The sequence below is a fragment of the Microcoleus sp. B4-D4 genome (genome assembly GCF_036705185.1).
In the GTDB taxonomy this organism is placed as follows: domain Bacteria; phylum Cyanobacteriota; class Cyanobacteriia; order Cyanobacteriales; family Microcoleaceae; genus Microcoleus.
Map to the genome: position 1 here is coordinate 212,816 of NZ_JAUBTX010000006.1, position 11,679 is coordinate 224,494.

At 45.5% G+C, this 11,679-nt stretch carries 11 protein-coding genes and 1 pseudogene; 4 read left to right on the top strand and 8 right to left on the bottom strand.

Features of this window, described 5'->3' with window-relative positions; genetic code table 11:
• Window positions 1-236 precede the first annotated feature (236 nt).
• A complete protein-coding gene (locus QUB13_RS08060) occupies window positions 237-1,910 on the top strand; it encodes a methyltransferase domain-containing protein (protein WP_333379980.1) in 1,674 nt (557 codons plus the stop codon).
• Window positions 1,911-2,138: 228 nt separating this feature from the next.
• Window positions 2,139-3,008 carry a calcium-binding protein gene (locus QUB13_RS08065; RefSeq protein WP_194067822.1) on the top strand — a complete coding sequence of 290 codons (870 nt, stop codon included), beginning with the start codon at window positions 2,139-2,141 and terminating at the stop codon, window positions 3,006-3,008.
• Between the two features lie 66 nt (window positions 3,009-3,074).
• Here the strand turns inward: QUB13_RS08065 and QUB13_RS08070 are convergent, their stop codons facing one another.
• From QUB13_RS08070 to QUB13_RS08080, 4 genes and pseudogenes are all read right to left on the bottom strand, one after another.
• Window positions 3,075-3,878, bottom strand: a complete 804-nt coding sequence (locus QUB13_RS08070) for an MOSC domain-containing protein (RefSeq protein ID WP_333379981.1) — start codon at window positions 3,876-3,878, stop codon at window positions 3,075-3,077.
• Window positions 3,879-3,991: 113 nt separating this feature from the next.
• Complete coding sequence (locus QUB13_RS08075; protein WP_194067824.1) at window positions 3,992-4,291, bottom strand: putative quinol monooxygenase; 300 nt, start codon at window positions 4,289-4,291, stop codon at window positions 3,992-3,994.
• Window positions 4,292-4,434: 143 nt separating this feature from the next.
• A pseudogene (locus tag QUB13_RS30405) lies at window positions 4,435-4,717 on the bottom strand (hypothetical protein).
• A gap of 14 nt (window positions 4,718-4,731) precedes the next feature.
• Complete coding sequence (locus tag QUB13_RS08080; RefSeq protein WP_333379982.1) at window positions 4,732-5,409, bottom strand: hypothetical protein; 678 nt, start codon at window positions 5,407-5,409, stop codon at window positions 4,732-4,734.
• A gap of 327 nt (window positions 5,410-5,736) precedes the next feature.
• On the opposite strand from QUB13_RS08080, the gene QUB13_RS08085 reads away from it, so the two are divergent.
• Window positions 5,737-6,216 carry a hypothetical protein gene (locus QUB13_RS08085; protein ID WP_333379983.1) on the top strand — a complete coding sequence of 160 codons (480 nt, stop codon included), beginning with the start codon at window positions 5,737-5,739 and terminating at the stop codon, window positions 6,214-6,216.
• Window positions 6,217-6,395: 179 nt separating this feature from the next.
• On the opposite strand, the gene QUB13_RS08090 is transcribed toward QUB13_RS08085, so the two are convergent.
• Complete coding sequence (locus QUB13_RS08090; protein WP_194067839.1) at window positions 6,396-6,890, bottom strand: hypothetical protein; 495 nt, start codon at window positions 6,888-6,890, stop codon at window positions 6,396-6,398.
• 533 nt (window positions 6,891-7,423) lie between these two features.
• Here QUB13_RS08090 and aroA point away from each other — a divergent pair.
• Entirely contained in the window at window positions 7,424-8,773 is a 1,350-nt protein-coding gene (gene aroA, locus QUB13_RS08095) for a 3-phosphoshikimate 1-carboxyvinyltransferase (protein WP_333379984.1), read from the top strand.
• A gap of 176 nt (window positions 8,774-8,949) precedes the next feature.
• Here aroA and QUB13_RS08100 read toward each other — a convergent pair whose 3' ends face one another.
• From QUB13_RS08100 to QUB13_RS08110, 3 genes are all read right to left on the bottom strand, one after another.
• Entirely contained in the window at window positions 8,950-9,387 is a 438-nt protein-coding gene (locus tag QUB13_RS08100; RefSeq protein WP_194009737.1) for a CAAD domain-containing protein, read from the bottom strand.
• Window positions 9,388-9,582: 195 nt separating this feature from the next.
• Window positions 9,583-10,587, bottom strand: coding sequence for a 2-hydroxyacid dehydrogenase (locus QUB13_RS08105; protein WP_333379985.1), 1,005 nt, complete (start codon window positions 10,585-10,587; stop codon window positions 9,583-9,585).
• A 288-nt stretch (window positions 10,588-10,875) separates the two neighbouring features.
• Window positions 10,876-11,610 carry an energy-coupling factor ABC transporter ATP-binding protein gene (locus QUB13_RS08110; RefSeq protein ID WP_333379986.1) on the bottom strand — a complete coding sequence of 245 codons (735 nt, stop codon included), beginning with the start codon at window positions 11,608-11,610 and terminating at the stop codon, window positions 10,876-10,878.
• Window positions 11,611-11,679: the final 69 nt, after the last annotated feature.

Here is an 11,679-nt window from a genome sequence, read left to right on the forward strand (position 1 = left end):
AATCTTTGCTGGATGGGGAACAGGATTTAATTGAACCGCAGAGGGCGCAGAGTACGCTGAGGAAGAGAAGGGAGGGAAGAGCAAGAGAATGAGTTGGTCTCTGAAAATTTTGTTCTTGACAAATGTGCCGATCGCCATTGTATACTGGCATCGCTATGCTAACTTTCGGCTGGTTTTCTGTCGCATGGGTTGCTCTGTTTGATTTTACAATAAACTAATTAGGAATTTTAGACAAAGTGATCGATCGCGTCAACCACGACCTTTTGAAACTGCTACCGCCGGATGCTAAAGTCGTAGTCGAAATTGGCTGCGGTACGGGTTCGAGTGGTGAAGAATACAGGCAGATAAATCCCCACTGTCAGTATATTGGCATTGAGCGCGATCGCGAAAAAGCTAAGATTGCGGTCGATCGGCTAAACTGGGTGACGGTAGCCGATATTGAAGAACTTGCCGTAGAAAGTCTCGACATCGCCCCCGGAAGCGTCGATTGCTTGATTTTTGGCGACTTGCTACCCTATTTCAAAAATCCTTGGGATGTCCTCAAGCAGTACAGTGCTTTGCTCAACCCTGAAGGGCAAATTCTCGCCACAATCCCCAACGCTCAATACTGGCGGCGCATTGTCAATCTGTTGCGGGGAGATTGGGAAAATCCCGATGGCAAGATGCAGCACTGGTTTACCCTAGAAAGTATTAAATCACTATTTGCTGATGCTGGATTGCAGGTTTACGAACTGCAAGGAAAGGGACACAAAACCGAAACTTTTGCCCGCTTCCAGCAATTGCTGCATCCAATGGTAAAGGCTTTAGAGCTGACATCGAGCGATTTTGCTACGCAAACCGGTGCTGAATATTATATCGCGCGATCGACAAAATCGGCCATATCACCCCGCAGACTGCTGATCCAAACTATCATTATGGCTCCTACAGGGTGCGATCGCGTGCGAGTTTTGGAACCTGACCAATTTAGCGCCACAATTCCCGGAGTCCGCACCGTCTCCAGCGTGAAAACAGTAGAATCAATTAGTCCGCTAGCTGGAGAAGAAAAAATCTTCATCTGGCAGCGGACAATTATGCAATATCCCGCCTATATTCCCAAGCTCAAAGAACTGCTGCAACAAGACTACTTAATAGTAGCTGAAATTGACGACAATCCAATCCGCCGCCGCGAATATGCAGACAACAATCACCTCAGCTATCGCGGCTGTCACTGCGTTCAAACAACGACAGAACCGCTAGCAAAAATTTTGCGGCACTACAATCCCAATGTTGCCGTATTTCCCAATCAATTAGCTTATCTGCCCCCGGCGCGAATTTACCCAACAGAAAATACAGTCACTCTATTTTTTGGTGCGCTCAACCGCGAACAAGATTGGCAGCCGATTATGGCAGCGCTCAATCGAGTTTTGGTCGCACACAAACATCGGATTCGAGTTAAAGTCATCCACGACCGCCGATTTTTTGAAGCGCTGGAAATACAGCAAAAGGAATTTGAACCGTTTTGCAGTTACGAACGGTATCAAGAAATTATGTACAGTTGCGATATAGCTTTGTTGCCGCTAGTTGCCAACCCAGTTAACGAAATGAAATCAGATTTAAAATTCATTGAATGTGCGGCGCGGGGAGTTGCGGTTTTGGCAAGTCCCACAGTCTACGAACATTCAATTATCGAAGGTAAAACTGGGTTAATTTACAAACATGAAAAAGAGTTTGAAATCAAGCTAAATTCGCTAATTAATGATAATATTCTGCGCCAACAAATAGCCGCGAATGCTTACGAATGGGTTCGCGACAACCGCTTGCTGTGCGGGCACTACCGGCAGCGGCGAGACTGGTACTTGCAAATGCGGGACGAGTTGCCGCGTTTGAATGCTGAGTTGCGAGGAAGATTGCCGGAGTTGTTTAGCGACTGAATGCGGTAAAATTTATAGGGCTTATTGTGCAATACGCTTGGGATCGGATAAGACGGCGGTTGAAACCGCTGCTATACAAACGATGTCCGCCTCCGCGGACGGTCGAGAATAACGTAATTTTAACTACCCGTCTTCAACCGGAGTCGGCAGGTTTTGTCTGTATAGACGCGGTTTCAACCGCCCGGTATCCTGTTTTATTGTTTAATTTTTAATTGTTAATCAACGCCAATGCGAATCCTATTCACTATTGCTCACTTTTACAATCCCAGCGGCGACGGGAAACACGCTTCCCAGCGAAACGACCCGCAACCGAGACTGAATGCTTTAACTGCTTGCGTGACATCGCTACAAGCTTTGTACGGTCAATCTCAGTCGATGATTGATATTCGGGAATGTGCAACTATTCCAGCCAATCAAGCTCAAAAACACGAAATTGATATTGTTGTTTGCACTACTCAAGGCTATCATTTGTTGGCTCAACTGCCGGTACAGCCTAGGTCTTTTATGCACCACGCTACAAAATGCGAACCGCTACTTTTGGGGTTTGAGTGTCAAGCAGTTTTGCGAGCGTGTCTTGACAAATACGATTATTTCTGTTACTTAGAAGATGATTTGATTCTGCACGATTCTTGGCTTTTTAGCAAATTAAATTGGTTTACACATCACGGCGGAAATGGAAATTTGCTGCAGCCTAATCGCTATGAAATATCGCCTCAAGGGGCTGTTTTTAAAGCATATATTGATGGGGATTTAGCGGCAGGAGTTACTGCTAAGTTTCAAAATGTGGAGGAACAGCCGCAGTTAATGGGGAAAATTATGGAACAGCCAATTTCTTTTGAACGGGCTTTAAATCCTCATTCTGGTTGCTATTTTTTGAATGCGGAACAGATGGCTTACTGGGCTAAGCAGTCTCATTTTTTGGATAGGGATACTAGCTTTATTGGCCCGCTGGAAAGTGCGGCGACTTTGGGAATTATGCGGACTTTTAGGATTTATAAGTCAACTCCTACTTATGCTAATTTTTTGGAAATTCAACATTTTGGGGCGAGTTTTCTCAAGTTGATCGGTAATAAGGTGAGGATTTCGGAGGAAGGATAATATGAGGTTTGTAGTGAGGACTTTAGTCCGCATTTAAGAAGGACTAAAGTCATCACTACGAACGAATTAGAAATTTAAACGATCGCCAATTTTAACTGTGCCGCTGTTGATGATTTTGGCTAAAACTCCGGTTTGTGCGTGACCGAATTCTTGTTTTAGTAAACTCAGTAGGGGAATATCCCGATCGCCCGTTTCTGGATTTACTTCTATGTTGACACAGCGACCGATTCGTGCTGTAACTTCTATGCGCGCCGTGCCTAATTGAAATTGTTTTCCGATTAACTCAAATTCCGACCACGCTTCCATACCTTCTAGCACAATGTTCGGGCGAAATCGGCGCACGTCTATCTGTTGGTTGGCCTTTTCGGTTAATTCGTCTAGGGTGGCTTGGGCGAGGAGAGAAATGTGTACCGGTTCTCGATCGGGATAGCGAGTTTCGCCGCTGCTGTCGCCGACTAAGCGCAAAGGTGCAAACTGCGGGTGTCTCGCTTCTTTTGTTGGCTGCATTTCCGCCAGATATTCGCTAAAAAAGCTGCTGATGCGATCGCGCCCCGCTGCTGTGTTCGTCGCTGCTGACAATAGTGAAACTCCTTGACCTTTGACTGTTAAAACGGTCGTTTCCGGTTCATAATGGCATTCTAAAGCTGCTAAATACGGCCAATCGTTTTGAACTGCAAAAGATTTTTTGCTCTTCCAAGGCGCGTTTTCGGCGGGCATTTGTGCCAATTCAGGATTGTCGGCAAACATTAGAGCAAAAGCGCGATCGCCCTTAATGCCATGTCCTGCTGTTAAAGCAAACCCCGACATTTCTTGTGGTGTCAGCCCTTTAATGGGGTAAATGAATAACTGTTTTATTGTTGCTACTGTCATATTTTTTTAGCGGCGCTTCCATTTCAACTGAATTCTTGTCCCCCCATTACTAAGGGGTGCTAGGGGGTACAAGCTAATTCAAAAACATTAATAAAATTGCTATAAAAAGCCGATTAAGCTAGTAATTCATAGCGGCGAATATCGGGAGGTGCAACGGCCAAACCTTCTAATTTCTGCACGGCGGCTTGAAGGTGATTTGAAGCGAGATGTTGTTCTAGCAAAGCTGCACTTTCCCACTCTTCAACAAAGGTGAAATCTGTAGGATCGGCTTGATTTTGCAATAATTCGTATTTGATGCAGCCTTGTTCTTGGCGAGTTGGCTCGATAATGCTCAGCAGCAGAGATTTAAGTTCTGCTACTTTGTCGGGAAAGGCTGTGAGACGGGCGACTACTCGCAAGGTTGGTTTGGACATAGGGTAAAAAAACAAGCTGTTATGGCGATCGAATTTACCGATGTCGATCGGGCAAACTCAACAAAACACGATTTTACTAAAAATAACTCAAAGAGGTCGATCGGTCAACAGCCAGCATAATCTTTCCAGGACGCGCTCAAGTCTCAGAAACCCGGTTGATTCCAAAATTCTTCGTTACCAACCGCAGAACCTCGTATAAACCAGCTTTCTTGGTATATTCTTCCTTCTTCCTTCTTCCTGATGACGTTGGACGGAAAGTTCGGGGGGGGGGACAGCACTAACAACCAACAACTAACAACTAACAACCAACAACCAACAACTGAGGGCGGGCACGCACCATCCACCGCCCCTACCAACTAACAACCAACAACCAATAACCAATAACCAATAACCAATAACCAATAACCAATAACCAATAACTAACAACTAACAACTTCTTCTCAATCTTTGGGATAAAATCGTTTGTTGGCTGTAGAATATTCCCAGGCGAGATTCTCCGGGTCTTTTTCGCGGCTCCACTCAGCAAACTCCGGTTTAACTTTCCATTTGCCGATCGTAGTGGCGTGAACTTTGAAGCGACGGGAAAGTTCCGTCTGGGTAAAAGAGATTTTCGGTTTTTGAGGAGTCTTGGTTTGAGCTATCGGAAATAAATTAGGTTTTTTTTCTTGTGCTTGTTCCCCATTTGTGGGATGCTCTTTAACAGCTATTGTCGCGTTAGGTGTGGCGCTTTGATTGACAGTTGGAGCTATTTGAAAATAATACAAAATTCCTCCTTGTTCCGTCACTTCAAAATCGGCGGCAAACTCATAGGCTCGTTTGTCAAGATATTCTTGAACCTTTGATCCTGGGAGTTTCGCATTCATCGCCAAATCCAAAGCCGTAACTCGCCCTTGATTTTCCTTGATCAACTTGTAGAAAATCGAGTCTAAATGAGCAAGTTTATGTTTTTGCTGCTGCTGGTAAAACTTGTAAGCCCAAGCAATGCCCGCTGTGGTGGCGATCGCCCAAAACATCGTTCCCGACTCGAAACTGGCAACCGCCGTCAAGCAAATAGGCAAAAGCAGGGTAAGATATCCCCAAATGCTGCCCTTCTGTAGGTTATTGCTGTTTTTGACCATAGTTCCTGAACAGGTATGTACTTTAGCTAACGCCGTGCTTGTCTGAAAGCCGTCTGGTTTTTCGACACTAAATATATCGCTGTCTAAATCCGCTAATCGCTATCTGCCTAAAAACGGATAAAACCCCCACACTTCTAAGTGAACAATCCTAATTTTAGACCCAATTTCCAACTTTTTTGATTAATCTAGCTGAGTCAATTTTTCTATCTCAAACTTCTACGACGACTTAGCCTATGGCGAAGTCGAAGAAAATCGAAGTATCCAAAATCGAAACTCTCCACTATACTATAAAATCCCAGAATCTACTTTTTTTATAACCGAGGATTCATGTACTTTTTTCGCAAACAGATTGCCATCCTGTCTCTAGTTGTTGCTTGCTGTACCCTGACGATTAGTTGCGGCGAGAACCGAACTGTCCAGTGTACTAAGTTTACAGAAATTGTCACCAAAGGCAAGACTCTCATCGATCTTAAGAAAGGCAGCTACGATGCTGTAACTAGCAAGAACTTAGCTAAAGATTTGAACCAGACAGCGAAACAACTTGAGGCTTTGCAAGTCACAGATCCCACCCTCAAAGAGATTCAAGGCCCATCGGTTAAATCCTTCCGGGAAATGGGTCAAGCACTAGGCGACATAGCCAAAGCTCTTGAGACTGCAAATCAGGCTTCTACCAGTATAAAAGGTCGAGAGCAAATCAAAACAGCTAGCGCAAATATTCTCCGATACGGACAGCAGGCGAATCAAGCAGCGGAAAATCTAGACGCTTTGAGTGGCAAACTGATTCAATATTGTAAGAGCGATCGCTAAATAGGTAATTGCAAAAAAATCAGAACATCAATTATAATACCCTGCAAGATGTGATTGTTTTTTGCGATCGCCTACTTAATGACTAATGACTAATGACTAATGACTAATGACTGATGACTAATGACTAATGACTGATGACTAATGACTGATGACTAATGACTAATGACTAATTACCAAATTTAATGATGAATTTCTAGATTCAAAATATAGCGACCGAGTTGTACTTTTTCCGACCACAACTCATATTCTAACCGCAAGTGTCCCGGTTCCGGCTTTCCTGTCAGCGTCAAGTTGCGAGTGAAGTTGCGGAGGCGCAACTGTTCGGGAGTCGCCAGCGATTCGCCCTGAAGCCAGTAACGGCTAAGCCCGTACATTCCCCGTTCCCAGCAGTGGCGGTAACTGTATTTGCCGTTTCCTTGCATGGTCATAATGACTCGATAGGGCGAAACTTCTAGCCACAGCAACCGGGGTTTTGTGCTTGTTGGTAAGATAGCAACTTCCTCGCCAGATTCGTTGGAAAATTGGCGATCGACTATTGCCGGTTCGTGTAGCAACAAGTGAAAGCGATCGCTGTCTTTTTGATAAAGCGTACCAGCGGTTTCAACGAATGACCACAAAGGTAAATCTGTGGATACCAGCGATAAACTTACAGGCTTGCGGTGATGCGTCAGCATAAATAAAAGTGTAGGAGTTATTGTGGATCGGGTGGTTTGAGATACTTCGGCTTGCTTCGGCTCCCTTCGACTTGAGGGGTTAAGACGCTGGCTCACAAGTTGCGAGCGTACAAGTTTGAAATTTTATACTTTAGAGTTTAGATTGGTTGGATTCCAAATTCCGGAGATTTTGCTTAAAACAATCAAAAATCTACAACTAGCAATCGAAAATCTAAAATTGTTCAGTCAAAATTCAATCATCTGTTCAATAACTGAGTGCAACAAGTGAAATATGAGCAAATATACGGATGGTTTGTGTAAAATCAAGATAAAATCTGTACAGTTGCATCTGCTGTCCCCCGTGACTGATACCAGTTTCACAAAATAATGAAATTGGGTAGCCCCTGTTCCAAAGCCCTATGCGGTATATCATTCCCCATTCTAAAATCTAAAACTTGTTTCGCGAAGTCGAAGAATCTAAAATCTAAAATGGTATGACTTAGGACTGAGAAAAGGGTAGGATAGCTAACGCTGTCCCATCCTAGTTTATCTCAATGCAAGCTGATATTATAACTACTTCGCTTCTAGGCGAAAGTCAAACTTTAAGCATTCAAAAACCTGCCTCGGGCTTGTCGCTGCGAGGTCGGATTCGAGTTCCGGGCGATAAGTCGATTTCTCACAGAGCTTTGATGTTGGGCGCGATCGCCAGCGGTGAAACGACTATTGAGGGACTGCTGCTAGGAGAAGACCCCCGCAGCACTGCTAAATGTTTCTCGCTGTTGGGAGCCTCGGTTTCGGAACTTAACGCAAAACGGGTGAGCGTCCGTGGTGTCGGAATTGGCGAGTTAAAGGAGCCTCTCGAAGTCTTGGACGCGGGTAATTCCGGCACGACGATGCGGTTGATGTTGGGAATTTTAGCGTCTCATCCAGGGCGTTTTTTTGCGGTAACTGGTGACAGTTCTTTGCGATCGCGCCCCATGTCGCGCGTCATTAAACCGCTGCAACAAATGGGAGCGCAAATTTGGGGTAGAAAAAGCAGTTCTTTAGCTCCCTTAGCGATACTCGGACAGCAGTTAAAAGGGATTCACTACCATTCGCCGATCGCCTCAGCTCAAGTTAAATCCTGCATTTTGCTGGCCGGTTTGATGGCTGAGGGAGAAACTACAGTCACAGAACCCGCTCTGTCGCGGGATCACAGCGAGCGGATGCTGCGGGCCTTCGGAGCAAAATTGAGCGTCGATCCAGAAACTTGCAGCGTTACAGTCACTGGGCCCGCGCAACTACAAGGGCAGAATGTGATTGTACCGGGAGATATTAGTTCGGCGGCATTTTGGCTGGTGGCTGGGGCGATCGTCCCTGGTTCCGAACTCGTAGTCGAAAATGTCGGAGTCAACCCAACTCGCACGGGTATTTTGGAAGCTTTGGAGATGATGGGCGCTGACATTGAACTGCAAAATCAGCGAGAGGCTGCTGGCGAACCGGTAGCGGATATTTTGGTTCGCTATTCCAGTAAGTTACGGGGATGCACCATTGCTGGCGACTTAATTCCCCGATTGATTGACGAAATCCCCATTTTGGCAGTTGCGGCAGCTTTTGCGTCCGGTACTACAATAATTCGAGATGCGGCAGAGTTGCGAGTCAAAGAGAGCGATCGGCTGGCCGTGACTGCTGTGGAACTCAACCGCATGGGAGCCAAAATTACCGAGTTACCCGACGGCTTGGAAATTACCGGCGAAACTCCTTTAACTGGCGCGGATGTTGACAGCTACACCGACCACAGAATAGCGATGAGTTTGGCAATCGCAGCCCTGAATGCCAAAGGTGTTACCAACATTCAGCGGGCCGAAGCTGCTGCCATTTCCTACCCCGATTTTACCGCCACTTTGCAACAAATTTGCCAGTGAAATTGAGAGCGGGAGAGTGAGGGAGAGGGGGAGATTTGGCAAATATTGCCGAGAGCATCTCATCTTTTAAAAAAATGCAAAACTGAGATGCTCCCAATATTCCCTCTTCCTTCTGTCAACTGTCAACTGATAACTGATAACTGTCAACTGTCAACTGTCAACTGTCAACTGACCAATTAAGAATCTTTGCCTACAACTTGTTCTTTAAAAGAATCAACTTCCGTTAATAACTCTTGACGAGTAGAAGCCTTGAGGAGATAGCGGTAAACAAACCAACCCGTATATCCCATGCCAATTAACTCAAAAACTGGAGCTACCAAAGGGACATCATTAAGAGCCGCTAAAACTCCCAGCATTACCTTAAGACTAACACCGCCTGCCAGGATTAAACCCACTGTGATCAGAGGCTTTTGGTATTCAGTAAAAAAATTGGAGAGATAAACTGGAAGTTCCGACAAAATTGTGAGAACTTGGTCTTTAATATCTTGGAACTGGCTTGTCGGTGTTTCTGTAGTTGTCACTGTAGTGATGACCCCGGGTTGGTCAGCCACCAGGTCTACTGTGACGACTTCAGTCATCGTTTGTGTGTCGTCAGAAAAGTTAGCTTGTGTCATTTGATACTTCCTCCGGTGTCAAGTAAAATTGCAGGCTTTGAGTTGCCGCCAGTGTAATTATCCGGCATTTAGCACAGCATTCTGGCAGCCGGGACTAATTGATGAGATTAAGCCAGACTTTCACAAATTGCAAGCAAAACAAACATATCAATTGATTTTAAACAATTGCCGTCGCTGCAAAATCGCTCTTTTGACTCATTTTTTTAATTCACTGAGGTCGATTTGATTGGGAGAAGTACGCCCTTGTTCAAAATCGGTGATATTGCCGATCGTGGTTTCGGCGATATTTTGCAAAGCCTCCTGAGTGAAAAAAGCTTGATGTCCGGTAATTAGGACGTTGGGGAAAGTCAGCAAGCGCTGAAATACGTCGTCTTGAATCACCCGATCGGACAAATCCTCAAAAAACAGATCCGTCTCTTGTTCGTACACATCCAAGCCGAGGTAGCCAATTTTACCAGATTTCAGCCCTTTGGTGACAGCTTTAGTGTCAATCAACTGACCGCGGCTGGTGTTGATCAGCATTATCCCCGGCTTCATTTGCTCGATCGCCCCTGCATCGATCAAATGATAAGTTTCCGGGATCAGCGGACAGTGGAGGCTGACAACATCCGAGTTGGCGAACAGTTGGGCCAGCGCCACATATTCCATCCCCAGGGCCAGACAATCCGGGTTGTGAAAAACATCGTATCCCAGGAGGCGACAGCCGAATCCGTGCAGAATTTTGGCAGTAAGCGCGCCAATTTTGCCAGTACCGACAATTCCCACCGTTTTACCGTGGAGGTCAAAACCCAACAAGCCGTCTAGGGCGAAATTGCCTTCGCGGACGCGGTTGTAGGCGCGGTGGATTTTGCGGTTGAGGGACAAAATCATGGCGACTGCGTGTTCGGCGACGGCGTAGGGAGAATAAGCGGGAACTCGCAGCAGAGTTAAGTCTAAATCGCGGGCTGCTGCTAAATCGACGTGATTGAATCCGGCCGATCGCAGCGCCAGCAAGCGCACACCATTTTGGGCGATCGCCCGGAGCGTTGGATCGTCCAAACAGTCGTTAACGAAGGCGCAGACGGCCGGAAATCCCGCAGTTAACACGCTCGTTTCTAGGTTCAGGCGCGGTTCAAAAAACACCAACTCGTGTTGGCCGCTGTTGGCTGCTTCCAAAAAAGTGCGATCGTAAGATTTCGTGCTGAATACAGCTACCTTCATGATTTTTGCCTGCAAATTCAGTAATAGTTAGCAATTATTTCCAGATTAACTCTCTTTCCTAACCAAAACTCCCTAGCCCCAAAAAACAATTTCCCTGAGAAATTTGTAGTTTCCCAACGAAAGCCTCTATAAAACAACCTAATTTTTGGCATTAAAAATGAAAATTTAATCACTTAAGCAATTGCTCGTTACCAGGAAGAGCCTGGTAATGCAAAGCCGGAGACTATGCCTCCTTTGATCTCGCAATTTACAGTCTGAGGTTGTAGCACCCTACAAACTAATGGCCGATTACCAATCTGGCGGCAAATTATAACTTTCAAGAGTTGATTTGTCTTTTAGCAAATCTTCAGTTTTTCTGTCAATTTTAATCTCACCATCCGCCAAAATTAACGCCCTTTGAGTCGTTTTTCCGATCCAATTCAAATCATGGGACGCGATTAAAATTACCTCGACCGGCAATTGCGACAAAACTTTAGCTAAACGCCTGCGCCACGAGGGGTCTAGTCCGTTAGTCGGCTCGTCTAAGATTAAAATTGCAGGCTTTAATGCTAAAATTGCTGCCAAGGCTGCTAACCTTCTTTGACCCCCGGAAAGTTCGTGGGCGGAACGGTTGGCAAATTCGACTAAACCGAATTCGTCTAATAAATCTAAAGCTCGATCGCGCGCTTCCCCAAGCGACACTCCATAATTGCGCGGCCCGAACATCACATCCTCTAAAATAGTCGGCATAAATAGCTGGTCGTTAGCATCTTGAAAACAAAATCCTATTTGCTTCCGCGCTTGCGATAAAGTCGCCTGTTCGAGCTTTGTTCCCTGCACTCTAATTTCGCCGGATTGAGGCATTTTTAAGCCGATTAAATTTTCGAGCAAAGTGCTTTTTCCCGCCCCTGTCAGACCCATTAAACCAACTCTTTCTCCGGCTTGCAAACTAAAGGAGATTCCCCGCAATACTGGCTTTTGTTCGGGATAGCTGAATACTAAGTTTTGCACTTCGATTGTTGGCGGTAATTTGAGAGTAGTCAACTTCTATTTGCCTCGATTTTAGGATTAATAGTTTTTAACCGCAGAGGGCGCAGAGAACGCAGAGAGGGG